Source organism: Thermosynechococcus sp. M98_K2018_005, from assembly GCF_015295825.1.
In the GTDB taxonomy this organism is placed as follows: Bacteria; Cyanobacteriota; Cyanobacteriia; order Thermosynechococcales; family Thermosynechococcaceae; genus Thermosynechococcus.
Genome location: NZ_DVEH01000067.1, coordinates 20,013 through 39,074, shown reverse-complemented (window position 1 = coordinate 39,074; position 19,062 = coordinate 20,013). Strand labels below are relative to the sequence as shown.

The 19,062-nt window shown below is 55.0% G+C and carries 17 protein-coding genes and 2 tRNA genes; 9 read left to right on the top strand and 10 right to left on the bottom strand.

Annotated elements, in window-relative coordinates:
* The first annotated feature begins 63 nt into the window (after nt 1-63).
* The 4 genes from IGQ15_RS09075 (at nt 64) to IGQ15_RS09060 (ending at nt 3,551) form a co-directional block, all read left to right on the top strand.
* Entirely contained in the window at nt 64-1,059 is a 996-nt protein-coding gene (locus tag IGQ15_RS09075; RefSeq protein ID WP_297051019.1) for a GGDEF domain-containing protein, read from the top strand.
* Nucleotides 1,060-1,131: 72 nt separating this feature from the next.
* Nucleotides 1,132-1,329, top strand: coding sequence for a hypothetical protein (locus IGQ15_RS09070; RefSeq protein WP_297051017.1), 198 nt, complete (start codon nt 1,132-1,134; stop codon nt 1,327-1,329).
* Nucleotides 1,330-1,344: 15 nt separating this feature from the next.
* Complete coding sequence (gene argH / locus IGQ15_RS09065; RefSeq protein ID WP_297051015.1) at nt 1,345-2,736, top strand: argininosuccinate lyase; 1,392 nt, start codon at nt 1,345-1,347, stop codon at nt 2,734-2,736.
* 98 nt (nt 2,737-2,834) lie between these two features.
* Entirely contained in the window at nt 2,835-3,551 is a 717-nt protein-coding gene (locus IGQ15_RS09060; protein WP_297051013.1) for a heme oxygenase (biliverdin-producing), read from the top strand.
* 1 nt (nt 3,552) lies between these two features.
* Here IGQ15_RS09060 and IGQ15_RS09055 read toward each other — a convergent pair whose 3' ends face one another.
* Nucleotides 3,553-4,875, bottom strand: coding sequence for a TldD/PmbA family protein (locus IGQ15_RS09055; protein WP_297051011.1), 1,323 nt, complete (start codon nt 4,873-4,875; stop codon nt 3,553-3,555).
* A gap of 139 nt (nt 4,876-5,014) precedes the next feature.
* On the opposite strand from IGQ15_RS09055, the gene IGQ15_RS09050 reads away from it, so the two are divergent.
* Entirely contained in the window at nt 5,015-5,887 is an 873-nt protein-coding gene (locus tag IGQ15_RS09050) for an NAD(P)H-binding protein (protein WP_297051009.1), read from the top strand.
* Here IGQ15_RS09050 and IGQ15_RS09045 read toward each other — a convergent pair.
* The gene (locus IGQ15_RS09045; protein ID WP_297051007.1) at nt 5,884-6,744 is read right to left on the bottom strand and encodes a peptidoglycan recognition family protein; all 861 of its coding nucleotides are present in this window, start codon (nt 6,742-6,744) and stop codon (nt 5,884-5,886) included. The two genes, IGQ15_RS09050 and IGQ15_RS09045, sit on opposite strands and share 4 nt — an antisense overlap.
* 69 nt (nt 6,745-6,813) lie before the next feature.
* On the opposite strand from IGQ15_RS09045, the gene aroF reads away from it, so the two are divergent.
* Nucleotides 6,814-7,845, top strand: coding sequence for a 3-deoxy-7-phosphoheptulonate synthase (gene aroF / locus IGQ15_RS09040; protein ID WP_297051005.1), 1,032 nt, complete (start codon nt 6,814-6,816; stop codon nt 7,843-7,845).
* A gap of 20 nt (nt 7,846-7,865) precedes the next feature.
* Nucleotides 7,866-8,354: a GNAT family N-acetyltransferase gene (locus tag IGQ15_RS09035; RefSeq protein ID WP_297051003.1), complete on the top strand. Its 489-nt coding sequence runs from the start codon at nt 7,866-7,868 to the stop codon at nt 8,352-8,354.
* On the opposite strand, the gene IGQ15_RS09030 is transcribed toward IGQ15_RS09035, so the two are convergent.
* Together IGQ15_RS09030 and IGQ15_RS09025 are read right to left on the bottom strand one after the other, a co-directional pair.
* Nucleotides 8,335-8,661: a hypothetical protein gene (locus IGQ15_RS09030; RefSeq protein WP_297051001.1), complete on the bottom strand. Its 327-nt coding sequence runs from the start codon at nt 8,659-8,661 to the stop codon at nt 8,335-8,337. The two genes, IGQ15_RS09035 and IGQ15_RS09030, sit on opposite strands and share 20 nt — an antisense overlap.
* A 3-nt stretch (nt 8,662-8,664) precedes the next feature.
* Nucleotides 8,665-9,213, bottom strand: a complete 549-nt coding sequence (locus IGQ15_RS09025; RefSeq protein WP_297050999.1) for a thioredoxin family protein — start codon at nt 9,211-9,213, stop codon at nt 8,665-8,667.
* Between the two features lie 199 nt (nt 9,214-9,412).
* Here IGQ15_RS09025 and IGQ15_RS09020 point away from each other — a divergent pair.
* Nucleotides 9,413-9,485 (top strand) — tRNA-Val (locus IGQ15_RS09020).
* 80 nt (nt 9,486-9,565) lie between these two features.
* Here the strand turns inward: IGQ15_RS09020 and IGQ15_RS09015 are convergent.
* Genes IGQ15_RS09015 through IGQ15_RS09000 form a run of 4 tightly spaced genes read right to left on the bottom strand, consistent with a single transcriptional unit; the run spans nt 9,566 to nt 11,931 of the window.
* Nucleotides 9,566-10,240 (bottom strand): OB-fold-containig protein, encoded by a 675-nt coding sequence (locus IGQ15_RS09015; RefSeq protein WP_297050997.1) that lies wholly within the window; start codon nt 10,238-10,240, stop codon nt 9,566-9,568.
* A gap of 4 nt (nt 10,241-10,244) precedes the next feature.
* Nucleotides 10,245-11,033: a TIGR03943 family protein gene (locus IGQ15_RS09010; RefSeq protein WP_297050995.1), complete on the bottom strand. Its 789-nt coding sequence runs from the start codon at nt 11,031-11,033 to the stop codon at nt 10,245-10,247.
* Nucleotides 11,034-11,066: 33 nt separating this feature from the next.
* Nucleotides 11,067-11,519, bottom strand: a complete 453-nt coding sequence (locus tag IGQ15_RS09005; protein WP_297050994.1) for a cytochrome C — start codon at nt 11,517-11,519, stop codon at nt 11,067-11,069.
* Between the two features lie 37 nt (nt 11,520-11,556).
* The gene (locus tag IGQ15_RS09000) at nt 11,557-11,931 is read right to left on the bottom strand and encodes a DUF4346 domain-containing protein (RefSeq protein WP_297050990.1); all 375 of its coding nucleotides are present in this window, start codon (nt 11,929-11,931) and stop codon (nt 11,557-11,559) included.
* Between the two features lie 119 nt (nt 11,932-12,050).
* Between IGQ15_RS09000 and IGQ15_RS08995 the strand changes: the two genes are divergently transcribed.
* Nucleotides 12,051-12,123 (top strand) — tRNA-Met (locus IGQ15_RS08995).
* Between the two features lie 19 nt (nt 12,124-12,142).
* On the opposite strand, the gene IGQ15_RS08990 is transcribed toward IGQ15_RS08995, so the two are convergent.
* Nucleotides 12,143-14,812 (bottom strand): DEAD/DEAH box helicase, encoded by a 2,670-nt coding sequence (locus IGQ15_RS08990; protein ID WP_297051023.1) that lies wholly within the window; start codon nt 14,810-14,812, stop codon nt 12,143-12,145.
* Nucleotides 14,812-19,056, bottom strand: a complete 4,245-nt coding sequence (locus tag IGQ15_RS08985; protein WP_297050988.1) for a response regulator — start codon at nt 19,054-19,056, stop codon at nt 14,812-14,814. The genes IGQ15_RS08990 and IGQ15_RS08985 overlap by 1 nt, the downstream gene beginning before the upstream one ends.
* Nucleotides 19,057-19,062: the final 6 nt, after the last annotated feature.

Here is a 19,062-nt window from a genome sequence, read left to right as displayed (position 1 = left end):
TTTCTTATTAGTACAAACATAATTTTAATAGACTTCAAAAAATAAATGAGGGGCAGACTTCAAATGAGGAGCACACTTGCTGAATATATTCGTCTTTTCCCTGAGCCGATCGCGATCGTGAATAGTAGTGGTGAAATTCTGGCCATCAACGATGGTGCCTCGCTCTTTTGGCAACAGGATGCCCAAGAATTGATGGGTAAATCCCTGGCAGCGCTGCTCCAACAATTGCAGGAGCAGGTACAGGCATGGTTAAAGTTGTGCCAAGGCAATGCCCAGATGTTGGCTGCCCCTTTTCCGATTCCGAAGCCTGAAACGGATCAGTGGGTGATTGAAGGCATTGGTGTCAATCTCGATGATGAACCTGCAATTTTGACGCGGATTGTTCCTAGCGTTTGTCACAATCAGCAGTTACTCGCTGCCCAGTTGCAGCAACTACACACGGAGCTGGCTCGACAAATTGCCCTTGTGACGGAATTGCAACGACGCCAACAAGCCCTAGAGCAGGAAAAACAGCATCTACAGATCCTTGCGGAACTGGATCCCTTAACGGGGTTAGGCAATCGTCGCTTTTTTGACACAGCATTGAATCAGCTCTGGCAGCAGGCTCAAGACCAAGGCCATGCTTTGACACTAGCTCTCATTGATATTGATGACTTTAAGGCCTATAACGATTGCTACGGTCACTTAGCGGGCGATCGCGCCCTACAACAGGTGGCTCAAAACCTTAAAGCCCATCTGCGCTCCAACGATATCGTTGCTCGCTACGGCGGTGAGGAGTTTGCCCTTGTGCTCTCCCATGTCTCTGCCGACACGGCTCTACAGATTGTTGAACGAATCCTCCATCATGTTCGAGAACTGAAAATTCCCCAAGCGGAGACGGCGCACCATCCCTACATAACCGTCAGTGGTGGGTTGTGCTTTATCGCTGCCCAGGAAAGTCAGAGCACCTTAACGGAGATTTTTGCCATTGCTGATGCCGCCCTTTATCAGGCCAAGCAACAGGGGCGCGATCGCTGTGTTCTTCTTGAGTGCTTACAAAATATGTCTTTTAATCCTTAGTGCTGTCATACTGGTTGGCGATCGCCCCCGCCTCCGCTAGGATAAACTTGAGTTGCGTTTCCGCCAATGGCTATGAATACTGCACCGAACTACTTTATTGCCAGCCAAATGACGATTGAGCCGCAGATTGTCGTGGCACAAAAATTCAAAGACACGTTGGGGGAAGACGTTTCTAAGGCGTGGGCAAACTTTGTTGATTCGGGTCAACTGTGGGCACTGATCATTGGTCTAGCCCTTGGCTGGATCTTTGGCAAGCTCCTGAATTTTTAGCCCTGAGAACTGCCTGTGAGTGCCCAACCCCAGCCTTGGAGCCAGCGCTTTGAACAAGCCCTCCATCCGGCGATCGCCCGCTTTAACGCCAGTATTGGTTTTGACATTCGCCTCATTGAATACGACCTCAGCGGCTCCCAAGCCCATGCCCGCATGCTGGCAAAAACGGGAATTATTTCCCCTGAGGAAGCGGAAACGCTGATCCAAGGCCTAGAGCAAATTCGCCAAGAATACCGAGAGGGCCAGTTTACCCCCGGTATTGAAGCGGAGGATGTTCACTTTGCCGTCGAACGCCGCCTCACAGAATTGGTTGGGGATGTGGGTAAGAAACTCCACACGGCGCGATCGCGCAACGATCAGGTGGGCACTGATATTCGCCTTTACCTGCGCTCAGAAATTGACCACATTCTTCAACAACTGCGGCAGTGGCAGCGCACTCTTTTGGACTTAGCAGAATCCCATGTGGAAACGCTCATCCCCGGTTACACCCACCTGCAACGGGCACAACCCCTGAGCTTGGCTCACCATCTGCTGGCCTATGTGGAAATGGCAGAGCGGGACAGGGAGCGACTGCGGCAAATTCGCGAGCGGGTGAATGTCTCTCCCTTGGGGGCTGGGGCACTGGCGGGCACGACGTTTCCCATCGATCGCCACTACACAGCGGAGTTGTTGGGTTTTCGCGAACCCTATCGCAACAGCCTCGATGCCGTCAGTGATCGCGATTTTGCCATTGAATTTCTCTGTGCCGCTAGCTTAATCATGGTGCATCTATCGCGGCTCTCGGAGGAGATCATTCTGTGGGCCTCTGAAGAGTTTGCCTTTGTCAAGCTCACCGATACCTGTGCCACGGGTTCTAGCATCATGCCCCAAAAGAAAAATCCCGATGTGCCGGAGTTGGTGCGGGGGAAAACGGGGCGGGTCTTTGGCCATTTGCAAGCTCTCTTGGTGATCATGAAGGGGCTGCCCTTGGCCTATAACAAGGACCTCCAAGAAGATAAAGAAGCCCTTTTCGATGCCGTTGATACTGTCCGTGCCTGCTTAGAGGCGATGACGATCCTGATGGCAGAGGGGGTGGTGTTTCAACCCGAACGCTTGGCAGCGGCAGTTGCCCAAGATTTTGCCAATGCCACTGATGTGGCCGATTACTTGGCCAGCAAGGGGGTGCCCTTCCGTGAGGCCTATAACTTGGTGGGGCAAGTGGTGAAAACCTGTCTCGCTCAAGGGAAATTCCTCAAAGACCTCAGCCTTGAAGAATGGCAAGACCTGCACCCCGCCTTTGCAGCGGATATTTACGAACGGATTGCACCGCGACAGGTGGTGGCTGCCCGCAATAGCTATGGGGGCACGGGGTTTGATCAGGTGCGCCAAGCCCTCGCGGCGGCTCGCGATCGCCTTAATGATTCTTAATGAAAAAAGGTGTCATTTGCCCTTAGCCTGAGAAATAGACTGCTCTGACGGTCGTTTTTAGAAACAAAACGTTGCAAATTTTTAAGAAGGATCTCGTGATGACGACGTCTCTAGCGACGAAATTGCGCGAAGGCACCAAAAAAGCCCACACCATGGCTGAGAACGTTGGCTTTGTACGCTGCTTCCTCAAAGGCACCGTGGAAAAAAGCTCCTACCGCAAACTCGTTGCCAGCCTCTATCACGTTTACAGTGCCATGGAACAGGAGATGGAACGGCTCAAAGACCATCCCATTGTTGGCAAAATTTACTTTCCGGAGCTGAACCGCAAGAACAGCCTCGAGCGAGATCTGACCTACTACTTTGGTTCCCATTGGCGGGAAGAAATTACCCCCTCACCAGCCACGCAGGCCTATGTTGCCCGCATCCACGAAGTGGCCAATACGGCCCCAGAACTGTTGGTGGCCCACTCCTACACCCGATACCTTGGCGATCTTTCCGGCGGCCAAATCCTCAAAGGGATTGCTGAGCGGGCGATGAATCTTCAAGACGGCGAAGGCACCGCCTTTTATCGCTTTGACTCCATTAGTGACGAAAAGGCCTTTAAGCAACTCTATCGCCAGCGCTTGGATGAACTGGCGGTGGATGAGGCAACGGCGGAGCGGATTGTAGATGAGGCCAATGCCGCTTTTGGCATGAACATGAAGCTCTTCCAAGAACTGGAGGGCAACCTGATCAAAGCGATTGGGCAGTTGCTCTTTAATACGCTGACTCGTCGCAAACAGCGCGGCAGTACTGAATTGGCTACTGCTGAGTAGCCTAGAGCGTAAACTGAAAGGCCTTGACGAGCATCCCCGGCACCGTCGTACCGCCAAGGGAGCGCCGTTCATAGGTGTCCGTATTGGCAATCCAAACGGGGGTGTCGGTTAGGGCCTCAAGGTTACTGCCCCAAAACTCATAAAGGCTGTCATCAAACCGCAGATCGGTAATGGGTGCAACAATTTTGCCTTGCTCTACCCAAAAACAGGCGTAGCGGGTCATCCCCGTCATTCGTCCATTGGGGCGATCGCTCCAGTTGAGGTAGTGTAAATTGCCCACATAGAGACCCGTATCGAGGGCAGCAAGCACTTCCTGCTCTGGCAGTGTGCCGGGCAAGAGGAGGGGCGATCGCAGGGTTTCTTGACGGTTGGCGCCATTGGCCACCAGGTTGTATTCCTGAGCTGTGCGCCGACTAATGAGCAACGTTTGCAATTCCCCGCGCTCGATCAATGATAGGTGAGGGGGCGCAATATCGCCATCGGCATTAAAGCGGGGGACTGTCCCCGTCGTAAAGTCCTCCTGCAAACTGAAAAGGGGGGATAAGGTGACCCCTTCCCGTAACTTGGCAAGGGCACTACCGCCTTGGCGATAGGCCGCTTCACTCACGGCCCCCCAAGAGAGCATACCCACTAGCTCGGCCACAGCCGCTGGGGCAAAGTAGGTGCGATAGCGTCCCGGTGCTAACGGATGGGGAGGCTGTGCCAATTGTGCGAGTTGCTGGCGATCGCGCTCAATTTGAGCTTGATAGGTGGCATTGTCCCAATGGGTACTGGCGTAGCTATGTTTCACCGCCTTACCCGCGGCCGTAAAGAGGGAGTAGTCCAAGCAAAAGGTTTCCGTGGCAAACCAGTGTTCCTGTCCAGCGGAGTTAAAGCTCCCACGCGCGATCGTGCCGCCACTGTAAATGCCGACAAAATCAAGGCCTTCAACCGGTGTCAGAATGGTTTCTACAACGGTGTCAGGGTCAGGTAAGTGGCCAAGGTAGGTATCCTGAATGGAACCTGTATCCGTTGGTGGCACAAGGTAAGGATCCACAGGAAGTTGCACAGTTTCGGAGCGCAATTGCGCTAAGTGGTCTAGGGCAGCCGCTAGATCCGTCGTCCCCGTCCAAGGAAAAGAGGTGCTAGCCGTCCGTTGCTGCGATTGCAACCGCAGTGTCACCACCGTATCTTCTACAGTGCCAATTTGACGAACCCGCGCCCGATTGAAGCGAATAAACTGGCTGGATTCACTGGCAATTTCAACGAAAAGTGCCTCTGTCGGTTTCAGGGCAGCAAACAGCTCATGGCTCAGGTGCTGAGCAGCGAAAAAGTCAAGGGTCATGCGGCGCAGAGTTCTTATGAAGATTCTCAAGGGTATTCCTTAGGTTAGCGTATTCCCCCCCTGCATATCCTTCAAGAGTCTTGCATTGTGGGTCTCCCTAGGGCACGCTGAGACAAGAATCCCTTAATCGTTCCGCTTCATGTACTTGGTCACGGGTGCCACAGGACAATTGGGTTTGCGGGTGGTGCACCGCTGTATCACGTTGGAGCTACCGGTACGGGCGTTTGTACGCCTAACGAGCCAATACGATCTCCTCAAGGAATGGGGTGCTGAGATCTTCATTGGCGATTTGCAACAGCCCCGGGATATTCAGGCTGCCATGGAGGGGGTGGAGGCAGTGATTTGCTGCCATGGTAGTCAGTTACTCAGCCGTACCATTCAGGCGATTGACTACCGTGCCACGTTGGATGTGATTCAAGCAGCTCAGGAGCAGGGAGTGCGCCATGTAACACTGATTTCTCCTTTGGCGGTGACGGGCGATCGCCAGCAGTCTCCTTTTCTCAAAGCCAAGTACGAAGTCGAGCAGGTGCTCATCAGGAGTGGTCTCAACTACGCTATTTTCCGCTGTCCCACCCTTATGTCCAGTTTGCTGCCCCTTGCGGAGCGCTTTCAGCAGACGGGGGTTTACATTGTCCTTGGGGAACCACATCACCGCCTGCAACTGCTGAGTCCCGAGGATTTAGCCCGCTGTATTCTCATTGCTAGTCAAGCCAGTCAGCCAGCTATTTTTAGCTTGGCGCATCCAGAGGTCTTCACCCGCCAAGAGATTGCCGATCGCCTCGGTCGCTTTTTCAATAAACGCCCCTTTGTGATGACACTGCCCCTCAGTGTCATTGATGGTGCCCGCCAGTTTCTCGGCGTGATGAGTCGCGATTTGGAGGCTAGTCTGGGGACGCTGCGAACACTGTTGGCCTATGAAAGTCTTTGCCCTGCCAGTGAAATTGAACGTGCCCAAACCTATTTTCAACTCTCCTTTGAATCCCTAGAGACATTCTTGGATCGCTACTTCTAGCTGGGGATATCCCCACAGGGGCGATCGCGATAGAGCTGCAAATAGCGATTCAACTTAGCCCAATCAAAGCTACGCGGATCCTGGCGTTCCCCAGAGCGATCAACAGCCGCATGGGTTGTAATTCGCTGCGGGTCAATTCCGGTTTGTGCCACTAGCCACGCCAAGGCACGGTACTGGGCATCGTTATAGCCGGCGTGCTGCCAACCATTGTGCCAACCTTGGGGCGGTGTTTCTAGGGAAAAGTGGAGGGCAAAATTATTGACGGAAGAGGCAAGGCGGGGATTGGTCTGTACCGTTTCGCTCCCAAAGGCGGAGTTGCCCGCTCCATAGGCACGTTTGGACCAAGGCACTAAGTGCAGGATCCAGCCCCTGAGGGTAATCAATTCATGGTAGCTGGCCTGATCCTCATCGCGCGGATGGGGGGTTTGAAAAAAGTCGAGTGCTGATTGGGCAGACGCTGCTGTTTCATGCAAAACAACCAGGGGAGCGTTGTTCAATACTTGGCCGCGAATATCCGTACGGAAGCGATCGCCAAAATTGGTGGGATTGGCGGGCACGCTGTACCACGGCGGAGCAAAGGAACACTGCTGATGGACTTGGCGCACTTGGGCAAAGAGGCGATCATAATCAGCGCCGTCACTGCGTTGCAGGGGTAAAGGGGGAGGCTCTGGTGAAGGAGGAGCTGATTCTGCTGGGGGATCAAATCGTGGGTCGTCAATGGACACCGCTTGGCTGAGATTCAAAGGTGGATCACCACTGGAGATTGAACCGATCATCACGCCCCAGAGGGACACCACTACTATGGTGGCGATCGCAAGGGAAATGAGAAATCGCAGGGCGGGGGAACGACGGAACATAGGCAGAATCGAACCCATTTGGCAAAATACAATTAAACCCTAAGCGGAAAATTTGGGATCAGCAAGCCGATGATTATCGTTCTTAAAAGTGGCACCCCCAGTGAAGAAGTTGAACGGGTCAGCGCCGAGATGTGCACTTGGGGACTCACCCCCGAAAAAATTGTAGGCAAGCATAAGGTAGTTATCGGCCTTGTTGGGGAAACAGCGGAACTCGATCCCCTACGGATTCAAGAAATTAGCCCTTGGATTGAGCACGTTCTGCGGGTTGAACAGCCCTTCCAGCGGGCGAGTCGCGAATATCGCCACGGTGAACCTAGCGAGGTGGTGGTGCCAACCCCTAATGGGGAGGTCATTTTCGGCGAAGGCCATGAGGTGGTGGTTGTGGCGGGGCCTTGCTCGGTTGAGAATGAGGCCATGATCATTGAAACGGCGCAGCGGGTGAAAGCCGCGGGTGCCAAATTCCTGCGCGGCGGTGCCTACAAACCTCGTACTTCTCCCTATGCCTTCCAAGGTCACGGCGAAAGTGCCCTTGATCTGTTGGCGGCAGCGAAAGCTAAAACTGGCTTGGGCATTATTACCGAAGTGATGGATGCAGCGGATCTAGAAAAAATTGCCGAAGTGGCCGATGTGCTGCAAATTGGTGCCCGCAATATGCAAAACTTTTCTCTCCTGAAGCGCGTGGGTGCCCAATCCAAACCCGTCCTCCTGAAACGGGGAATGTCCGCCACGATTGAGGAATGGCTGATGGCTGCGGAGTATATTTTGGCGGCAGGAAACCCCAATGTGATTCTCTGTGAGCGGGGCATCCGTACCTTTGACCGCGAATATACCCGCAATACCTTGGATTTGGCAGCGATTCCCGTACTGCGCAAGCTCACCCATCTGCCGATTATGATTGACCCTAGTCATGGCACCGGCTGGGCAGAATTTGTGCCAGCAATGGCCAAAGCCGCTGTCGCCGCAGGCGCCGATGCCCTGATGATTGAGGTACACCCCAATCCAGCCAAGGCGCTCTCCGATGGTGCTCAATCCCTCACCCCCGATCAATTTGACGAGTTGATGCAGGCACTGCAACGTCCGCTTGTCAGTCTGAGCCGCTAGGAAAGACAGGAAAACAGCCAATGACCGATATGCTGGTTAAGCTCTACGATCTCGTGGTGGACTGGCCGGCCGTGGTGGCGCATCAACAGCAGGGGATTCACTATCGGCAGCCCTTGGGATCAGAAGTGGATTGGATTATCCAGTGGGTGGGCGATCGCTTTAGGGCCAGTTGGCGCAGTGAAGTGGCCATTGCCTTAAGCCAGAGACCGCCGCGGGGACTGATTGCGGTGCAGGAGGGGGATCTACTTGGCTTTGCCTGCTACGATGCAGCCGCCTTGGGACTGTTTGGGCCGATGGCTGTGGCAGAACCTCACCGAGGGCGGGGCATTGGTCGCCTTCTCTTGCAGCTCACCTTGGCTCAAATGCGCAGCGCTGGCTATGGCTATGCCGTTATTGGGTGGGTCTCCTCAGAGGCGTTTTATGCGAAGACCGTTGGCGCGATGCCCATTCCCGATTCCCGCCCCGGACTCTGGCAAACTGCCTTAAGGATTAGCCCATCAGGCTCTTAACGAGGAGGCCAAGGACAAACCCCAAGCCCGCAAAGCGAACAAATTGCCAAAAACTTTCTTGGGCGAGAATTTCCTGCCAGCGTTCCCGTGCCGCCTCTCCCAGATGAAAAAGCAGTGTGAGGCCAAACTCCGCCTCCAGTCGCCGCAGTTCCTGTTGCAGGCGATCGCGCTCTTGATCTAGTGCAGCCTGATTACGTCCTTTTAACCGTGCTTGGGTGGCTTTGATCTGCTCGTACTCACGGTAAAGCTCTGCCATCCGTGCTTGCGTCTCTTCATAAACTTGACGCACGTCATCTTGGGGGTCCACAGCCTAGCCCCCATGGCTGCGGGGATCATCACTGCGTTGGCGGGCGAAGGGACCCGTGAGTTGGGACATTTCACCCGTCAGTTGACCATAGGGCAAGGGGAGGTTATTGCTGAGGGCTTCAAGATTTTTGGCCATCACTTCCTTGGGCTGGAGGCCGATCGCCACTGCTTGGGGTTCCAATTGCCGATTCAGAAAGACAAAGTGGGGAATGCCATCCACATTAAATTGCTCAATTTCCGGTAGCCACTTGGTGTTGTCCACATTCAGCATGACGAAGTTCAGGCGATCGCGATATTGCGCCTTTAATTCCCCCAAATCCTTGGCCATCGAGCGACAGGTGCTGCACCAGTTGGCATAAAATTCTAAAAGTGTCGGCTTGCCATTGACTTGAGCCTCCTCCCAAGGGGTGGCCTGGCGGGCTTGCTCGGCGAGGGTGAGGGGTTGATTGCTACTGCGTAAACCCGCCAATAGGGCAAGACTCATGAGAATGGCGACAACAGCAATCACAAAGTTGCGTAGCCGTTGACCACTGGCTGCTGTTGCTGCTCCCATAGGGCGTTCCTTGCACGTCTCGACACGTTGATCCTAGCGGATTTTCTTCGCAAGAGATGACCCATGTTGACGTAACTTTTCACGGGGATTGAACGGGCTTGAAAGGTTTAAACTTTTGTAGGACAGGCTTCTACCCCCTTTGTGTACCGTTGTGTTAGAAACCGGCTATACCTTTGCTATGATAAATACTCTGGAACTTGGGCGGTTAACTCAGTTGGTAGAGTATCTCGTTTACACCGAGGCTGTCGGGGGTTCGAGTCCCTCACCGCCCATCTGGAACATACCGCTATAGCGCAGCTTAGTGGTAGGGGGAATTGCGATCAGGAGAATGGAACTCTTCGCTATCTTGAATCTAAGATTGCCGCTGCTGGCGTAACCATGTGGCTTCATCCAAGCTGTCTTTGGCCACGACGATGTACTCATTCTCTTGGCGATCGATAATTAAAATTTCCTGACCATGGTGGGGGGTGACCGTTGCCCAAGGGGGCAGCACCGCCGGCAGAATCAGCCGATTGCGATTGGCATCCAAAACACTCACTTGGCCAATACCAGTACCACTGCGGGGAATATGGGCAGAACTGACGTGGCCAGTGCACCCCAGCAGGCGATCGCGAGTGGTATCTTCACTAAACTGCGCAAAAATTTGCCCCAAAGGCCGCGAACACAGACCTCCAGTTGTGAGCGCCAACAGCAGTGCCGCGATCGCAATCACCCCAGACCACACCACCCCCGGCCAACCGCCACTCAGTGTGTAAAAGAGGATATTAAAAAACCAGCCCAGCACGCCCAAAAGGCTAAGGTCCAAGGCGAGCAAGAGAATGAGGGGCGCTCTCCCCACCCCCAACCAATGCAAAATTGTCAGAAATGGGATGCCCTCTTCTAGATCGACTTCCACTTCCAAGGGATCGGCATCTCCCTCTAACTCGACCTCTTCATCGCCCACATCACCAAATATTACTGTCAAAAAGAGCAAGACCCCCATGCCCAAGACAAGCCAGTAGGGGGCGTGAATCAAGTGAAACAGCATTGCCTTAGTACATAAAGGGATTTTCAGGCTCAGGAATTGGCGTTATCGTCTCAGCAACCAATACCAATTGGCGGCGGTCGTTGAGGGTTTCTGTGGTCATCCGACCTTCAACGCGAAACCACTGATCTTGAGGATAGGCTTGGCGCGATCGCCCCAATTTCACAGGCAGTCCCACAGGATAGGCATCTGCTGCACAACAGGTAATGACAAAACGGGTGAGCGTGAGATAAGTCTCTGGCAGTTGGGGACTATGGACAGCAAATCCCTCAATGCGAGCGGGCAACCCCCTATAGGCATCGGGTTCGGGATAGACATCCAGGGTGCGAATCCAGTCAATGAGCGTGCGCTCCTCAGGCCGTTGATTGAGGCGAAAGGCCACTGGACTATTGCGGGTCACGGTCAAGCCATCCTCGAGACCGCGATGAATGGCCGTGGCACTATTGAAAGGACGGGGCGTCATCACTAACCCCATGACTGCCGCGAAAATCAGGACACTGAGCGTCCAACGAGCCGGTAAGAGCGCAACATGCTGCACAGGTGTCACTTGACCCCGCCACAACCGCCACCCTTGCCAACCACTCACAGCGACTAAAAGAAACCCAGCGGCGATCGCCAGTCCAAAGTAGTTGGGGTGGATCAGTAACCCCAGTCGCCCCTGCAACCAATATTGGAGAAACAACATTCCCCAGAGGAGGAGTGCCACAACCGTCCACGACTCTTGCTGTAGCCAGCGGCGGCGCATCATCATGCGTTGAACACGGGGAGAATAGCGATGGGAGGAGCTAGAAGACATGGGGCGGTGGGAAATTCACCATCCCTAAACATTCTAGGGGGAATCCAGCCACTGCGGACTTAGCTCACGAAAGTTAAAGAGGGTAGCCTTGGGATGACATTGAGCACAACCATCGAGGGTGACGGGCTGCGGCACCGCAACACGGGGATGGAGGATGCCAAAGAAGGGCGATCGCCCGACGCGAAAGGGAATTTGGGCATCGTTCGGCAGGGGTCGAGAATAGGTGCGCAAATAGTTCCACAGGGGAACCAACTCTGGGCGGGGAATGGGTTCAAGAGTTGCGCCATAGTGATTGGTATCTTGAATCAGCACCTGCCATGCCTGAGTGGGTAATGCTTCCGGGGGCACTGCGAGGTGACAACTGCCACAGCGGCGCAGATAGATTTGCGCTCCCAACTGGGCATTCAAGGGCAAAACATCGACGGTACCGCTCAAGTCTGGGGTGGCGATCGCTGCTAAGGCTGCACCCACTAGGGCACAGAGCATCAAAAGAACTGCCCCTACCCCCCAGCGCCAGTGTTGCCTAATCTTGGATATACTCAAGCCCTTCATCCAAACAAAACTGTGCCCGCATCAATTCACGACCGAGATAGGCCGCATGGTCAAACATCGTCACCAGTTGGCGATCCTTTTCAAAGAGTTCAATACATAACTCCTTGGCTGTTCGACCGCTGAGTACTAGATCTGGTTCCCGTGTTACTTTCCCTCGGGTGGGAATGGGTTCCCCGGTATCGGGATCCACCGCTAAGCCCTTCTCATTGATGTCATTGGGATAATGTTTCATCCAGATCAGCTCTTGCTCAGGATCAATGTAGATAATGAAATACCCTGCCGGATCGAGATGAATAAATCGCTGCGATAGCTTGTTGTCAAGAGCCGTGCGTTCTGCTTTGCTCAACGCCTATCTTTCCTCTAATGGATCCACTCTTTATTGTACGGCGAACTCGACTTCAATCTGCGGGCCGAGCCTTGAGTTTTGGGACATTCGCGTTATAATAAAAATTACGCAAAAATTTCGGCTCAGTAGCTCAGTGGTTAGAGCAGGGGACTCATAAGCCCAAGGTCGCAGGTTCAAATCCCGCCTGAGCCACTTCTTGTGACGATTCAAACTATACGGTTGCCGCCTCTAGCTCCACCCCTTCTAGCAAGTCATTCACGGGGAAGCGATCCAGGAGGTAGCGTGCCTGCTGGGCACTTTGGCGCAGTTGGGGAGGGGTGTGGGGCGCATGGGGAATCTGGGAAAGAAAATCGAGGGTGCGCCGCAGTAACCGCACAATATCGCCGGCATCGAGATTGGTTTGAGCGCACAATTCATTCCACGGCGTGCCCAAGGCCCACTGCTCCACCAGGCCAATGAGATCCCACTCGTACCAGAGGGGGAAAATAATGTGATGGCGGCGCTGCACCTGAAACAGCCGCCGGCGAATTGGACTAAGGGCGGCAAGGCGTTCTTCTACTTCACTGGGAATGGGGTAGTTGCACCAACTGTCGGAACGGGGCGTTTCAGTCACTAGAGCCGCGATCGCCGCCGCCAAGAGGTGGGGGGGCAAGTCATCGAGTTCGCCAGAGGCTAAGGCCAAGGCCAACCAAAGTTCGTTCTCTCCCCGCAGCGCAGCGGCCATTTCCCCAAGGGGGGTAGGGGTTAGATCATTGAGGCCACCAAACTCTTGCAGTGCAGCAATGAGGGCAAGAAATTGCTCCCAGTGGCGTTGGGACTGTTGATGGAGCTTGTGCTGGCGATCGCGCAGTTCCGTTTGTAGCCGTTCTTCACGACGCACTAGACGTAGCAGCGAGTGGACATTTTGCGGCAGACTCCCTTGCAGTTGGCTCAGTTTTGCCTCAAGGTCAGCGATTTTAGCGGCTTGGGCAGCCACTGCCGGCGCGGCTAAGACGGGTGGTAGATCCGGGAGAGTACCGAGGTAGTGATTCGCCTCATTGCAAGGATAACTTTCCCCTAGGCGCAGTTTCATCGCCTCTGGGGGCGGGGGGAGATTACTACAGGCGGGGCGATCGGGATAGACAGCCAAAATGTCATCAATGCCAACGACCCGAAAGCGACCATCGGCCGCAAGGCACAGCCAGTGGGGCAACTGCCCGGCACCAGCAACGGGCTGGCAGAGGACGGCGGCTAAGGGGGGATGATCTCGCAGCGGGGACTTGATATGGAGCCACGTCCCCGGCGGCACTGCCATCATAAAAGGGAGGAGTTCTTGGGCACGTTCCTGCTCCGCCTGCTGTTCCAGGATTTTCAGAAGCCGTTGATCCTGCCGCAGTCGTTCCCGCAGCTTTTGATACTGCGCCAGTTGCTGCCGATCAATGCCCGCAAGGCGTTGTTGCACGGTTTGCAGTTCCGTTTCCAGTTGGGCGATCGCCTGCCGCTGCGGTGTCAGTTGCAATGTGGCCAAATACTGCCCAAAACTGCGCTCCACCAATTCCCGCGCTTCTTCAAGGGTGTGGCGTTGGAGCAGGTTCAAGACCATGCCATAGCTGGGGGTAAATTGGCTAATTAGGGGATCCGGGGCGGCTGTGGCCAAAAACGCTGCCTCATGGGCGCCCTCAAAGGGGGTTTGCAAGGTAACCACATGACCCACCGTATCCATGCCCCGGCGGCCGGCTCGCCCTGCCATTTGCAGAAACTCCGAGGCTGTCAAGAGCCGATGACCACTGTCAGTGCGCTTCGAGAGGGTAGAAATAACAGTGGTGCGCGCGGGCATATTGATCCCTGCGGCCAGCGTTTCCGTGGCAAAGACGAGTTTGATCAGGCCTTCCTGAAAGAGGGTTTCCACAAGGGTTTTCACCACGGGTAGCACCCCGGCATGGTGAGCGGCAATCCCTTGGTAGAGGGGGGCAATCATTTCCGGGGCAACAATGTCCTGATGCTGTGCCAAAAAGGCTTCGACCCGCTCCGCCAGTGCCTGCTGTTCTGCCTTGGTGAGGAGATTCATGCCCAAGACCTCTTGAACGGCCTGGTCACAGCCACGCCGACTAAAGATAAAGTAAATGGCCGGCAGCATCTCCCGCTGTTGCAGTTGGCTGACCACGTAGCGGATGCTCAAAAAGTCCCGCTTGCCGCCGCGTCGCCGCAGTTCAGGCTGCCCGTGAAGCTTTGGGTTGAGGCGTTTGCGTTGGCCATCCAAGAGGGGGAAGAGTCCCTTGCCATTGCAAAAGTAAAAGTGCAGTGGAATTGGTCGCCAGTCGGAGTAGATGAGTTCAGCATCCCCATGGACGAATTGAATCCAGTCGGTGAGTTGCTCGCCGTTGGCGATCGTGGCGGAGAGGGCTACTAGTTGAATTTCCTTGGGGCAGTAGATGATGGATTCTTCCCAAACGGTGCCCCGCTGGCGATCGTTCATGTAGTGGCATTCATCGAGCACCACCACTTCAACCCCCGCAAGAGAGGTACCCACTTCGCCAATGGGAGTACCGTAGAGCATATTGCGGAAAATTTCCGTCGTCATCACCAGAATCGGCGCATCGCGGTTAATCGAGACATCCCCGGTCAAAAGACCCACTTGCTCCGTGCCAAACTGCTGCTGAAAGTCACGCCACTTCTGGTTCGAGAGTGCCTTGAGGGGGGTGGTGTAGAAAACCCGTTGCTGCCGCGTCAGGGCACGGTGAATTGCATACTCACCAATGAGGGTTTTACCTGACCCCGTAGGAGCACAGACCACTACAGAGCGACCGGCATCGAGGGCAGTGATCGCCGCTTCTTGAAAGGCATCCAGTTCAAAAGGAAGTTGGGCAAGGAAGTCTGCTAGGGCGGGCGATCGCTCACTCATCATGGGGTAGGTGTCGGCTCCTGCTGCACAAGAACTTCACCCCTGAGGAGCCGTGCTGCCGCATCCAGTAATTGCTCTTCCAGATAGGGCTTCGTAAAGTAGCCCCGTGCCCCCAGTTGTGCGGCCATCTTGCGGTGGCGATCGGCGCCCCGTGAGGTCAGCATGGCGATCGGCAGATGGTTGAGTTTGGGATCCTTTTGAATCCGCGAGAGCAACTCCAAGCCATCCATACGGGGCATCTCAATGTCGCAGAAGACCAAGTCACAGGGCAAGCCAGAGCGCAGTTTTTCCCACGCATCTTGACCATCTCGTGCCTGCTCGACGCGGTAGCCTGCCCGTGTAAAGGTCATCGAGAGTAACTCCCGCACTGTAATCGAGTCGTCGATGATCAGCACCAAGGGTTCAGAGGCTTCCTCGGGTTCCACAATATCCATAGTGTGGCCAAACCCACGCCAGTCGCGATCCATGCGTCCCAGGGACAGGTCAATAATTTCCAGCACGTCAGCGATCACCATCGCGCGGCCATCCCCTTGGACGGTTACTCCAGCCACACCCACTGGCTTCGGTACCGGCCCCGACAACTGTTTGATCACGATTTCCTGTTCGCCGATGACCTGATCCACCTCCATAGCCACGAGATCATCGCCACTGCGCAGCACGAGAATCGAGACCATGCCATCATCTTGGTTGCTACCGCCATAGACATTGCTACGGCTGATGTTGCGGCTGTACGTCAGCAAATCTCCGAGTTTACGCACCGGCAGCAGGCGATCATGCCACGGGAGGACACGCTGACCCTCTTCTAAGGTTTGGATGCGCTCTTGGGGAATATCCAACATATCCTCCACCCCGTCAATGGGGAAGGCAATGCGGCAGTGGTTATCAATGCAGCAGAGGGCTTTGGTAATGCTCAGCGTCAGCGGCAAGCGGATGGTAAATGTGGTCCCCTTGCCCACCGTAGAGTCAATGTTAATCGTGCCGCGAATGTCCTCAAGATTTTTGCGCACCACATCCATACCCACACCGCGACCGGCAAGGGCATCCGCTTGATCTTTGGTGCTAAATCCCGATTGGAAGAGAAAGGCATAGACCTCTTGACGCGAGAGATTAGGAGCATCAGCCTCCTTCAGGAGACCCTTCTCGATCGCCTTGCGTTTTACCCGTTCTGGATCAATCCCTGCCCCATCGTCACTGACGGAGATAATCGCTTGACTCCCTTGATAGAACGCCCGCACGCGAATCAGGCCTTTTTCAGGTTTGCCCAATCGCCGCCGCTCTTCGGGGGCTTCAATGCCGTGATAGACAGCGTTATTGATTAGGTGGGTCATTGGGTCAAAGAGCTTTTCGAGGATGCCCTTGTCAATGAGGGTATCTTCCCCTTCAATCTTCAGTTCCACCTGTTTGCCGATGGTACTGGCAACGCGGCGCACGGCGCCCGGTAAGCGGGAAGACATTTCACGGAAGGGGACCATTCGTGAGCGGCTCAAGCCCTCTTGGACTTGGGTGGTAACTTGACGAAACTGCCGTGCCACCTGCTCCATTTCATCAATCACGTACTGGATATCATCCGCTGCCTCCCGCACCCGCACGATCCGCTCAATCACCTCCTGAGAGAGGGTGTGGAAGCCAGTAAAGCGATCCATTTCCAAGGCATCAAACTCGACTCCCGTGGCGTGGGTTCCCCGTTCTCCTTGACCGTTGGCTGCCCGTGCTGTTGTTACGCCCAACAGTGAACTCTCAAGGAGCGATCGCTCGTAGAGGTCTTGCATCTGTTGGCTGACATCTCCCAGTTGTTGGACTTTGTAGAGCAGGTTATCGAGAAACTGCCGCAGGCGTTCTTGAGTGTCTTCGAGGCTATTGCGGTTGACCACCAACTCCCCAACGAGGTTACTCAGGGTGTCGAGGTGGCGCACCGGTACGCGCATGGTTTGTTCCACCAAGGAGCCGCTTTTTGCCCCTGCCCCGGCTCGTCGAGGGGTGGCCGCCTTCGCACTACTCCCTGCGGGTTGGGGAATTAATTTCTCTAAATCGGCAAAACTATCATCAGCGGTGGCGGGTGCCGCAGGGGTGGCTGGCCCCAAGAGTTGCTCGAGATCCTCAAAGGCCGCTGTAGGTGGTGCCGCCGTCTCTAAAAGCTGATCCAATTCGTTGAACGTGGCAGCCTGGGGTGGGGTTGTACTCGTTGCACTTTGCTCAATCAACCCCTCCAGTTCCTCTAGGACACTTTCGGGGCTAGCAGGCACAGTGGCATCATTTACCAGCGCTTCCAGTTCAGCCATGCTGGCAGCTTCAGGGGAGGCTAGAGATTCCTCCGCCAGTGCTTCAGATTCAGCAACGGTCGCAGCCTCAGGAGAGGGTAGGGACTCTTCCATGAGGGATTCTCGCTCGGCAATGCTGGCAGTCTCAGGAGCGGGTATAACCTCCTCTGCTCGTGGTTCGGTTTCAGCGATATTTGCCGCTGTGACTTCAGGCGTACTTGGCTCAGGGATCGCCGGCGCCTCCAAGGCGGATAGCGTTTCTGCCCAAGGATCATCAGTGCTTGGCGGGGCAATAAATTCCGCGAGGGCTTCTTCCGCCGCATTATCCACAACCAAGTTTTCTAGGACATCGTTGAGACCCGGCACTTCTTCGAGGAACTCAGCCACATCCTCAGCAACATCACTCAGAGCAGGGATCTCAAAGTCCTCTTCTAGGGGAACCAGATCGGGAGCTTCGGTGGTTTCCACCTCACCCAAAAAGTCTTCTAGGGAAGCAACTGCCTCATCAAGAGCAGCCCTCTCTGAGGGGGCTTCCTCGGTGAATTGTTCAAGGAATGCATCCAGACCAAGTTCGGCAGGTGCTGTGGCTGCATTTTCCTCAGTAGGACTGTCAAGTGTCAAGGGCGCCTCAAGGGCCTCAGCCATACTTTCAGCGATCGCTGGCGGCATGAGGTCATCGAGGGATGCTTCCTCCACCTCCGTAGAGACCAGCTCACCAGAGAGTTCTTCAATTTCATCGAGGATGGCATCAAGGCTAGGTTCTGCCTCAGGCAACTCCTCAGCAGCGGTCCTGTTCAAAAAGTCGGAAATCTCCTCATCAAAGGCCGCTTCATCCCCCAGCCCTAAACTGGCCAAATCCTCCTTAAGGGTGTCCTCCAGCCAGTCCGTCGGCAGTGCCGTGGCATCACCAAAAATGTCACTCAATTCTTGGAAATCAGCCCCACTCTCCTCGCCAAAAACAGTGACACCATGGCCATCGCTGCTCATTGGCTCCCTCGGCTCAGAAACCTCCTCTTCAGGCCCACTCACCTCTGGCGGAGCAACCTCAGAGGCCATTGCAGGGGGTTGCAGTGGTTCCTCAAGGGTCATGGGAGCTGATTCTAAGACCGCAGGCTCTGGCTCTTCTGGAATAACAGCCGGAGCTTCCTCAATCACAGGCGGCTGAAGCGCCACTAAACTGTCACTGGGACGAATCGCACTGCCTTGACCATTGAGCACCAAGTCGCGAGCCGCCATAATCTCTTTGATCACCACCGGTGCCAAAGCCGTGAGGGGCTGAGCTGTGTTACTCACCGCCTGTTGGGCGATCGCCAGCAATTCAACCCACTGGGGCAGCGCAAAGGTTTCTCCCAACTGACCCAAATTAGAACAGGCCTCCGCCAATTCTTGCCGCACTTGGGGCGAATCGGGCTGCTTAAAGAGTTGCAACATTGCCCGCAGGCGATCGGGCACCTCCGTTTGAAAGACTAAACGGTAACTCGAATCAGCAACGGGTTGTACCGGTGGCTTAACGGGTTCGGCCACGGGGGGAGAAGGGGCAGTCACAGGGGGCGCCGCCTCTGCTCCTTGGGTCAGGTGGTTCAAGTGGGCTTGCAGTTGATTGAAGACTGGTTCCACCCGATTCAGCGTTGCCGTTGCTGTTTCCTCCGTCAAACCAAAGGGGCCTTGCAATTCATCGAGGAGTTCCCGCAGCGCATCAAAGGCTTGCAAAAACAATTGCTCTAGGGTTTCATCCACCGTTACGGGGTGTTCCCGCAGGATTTTGAAGTAGTCCTCTAGCTTGTGGGCGGTGTGCTGAATGCTGTGGAGTCCGAGCATGGCCGCCCCCCCTTTGACGGAGTGCGCCGCCCGAAACATTTCACTCATCGCCTCAGGGTCATTGACCACCTGCTGGAGATTCATCAAACTATCTTCAATGGTGGTCAGGTGTTCCTGCGCCTCCTCAATGAAGTAACCAAGAATACGCTTTTGTTGATCGCTCTGCATAGCCCC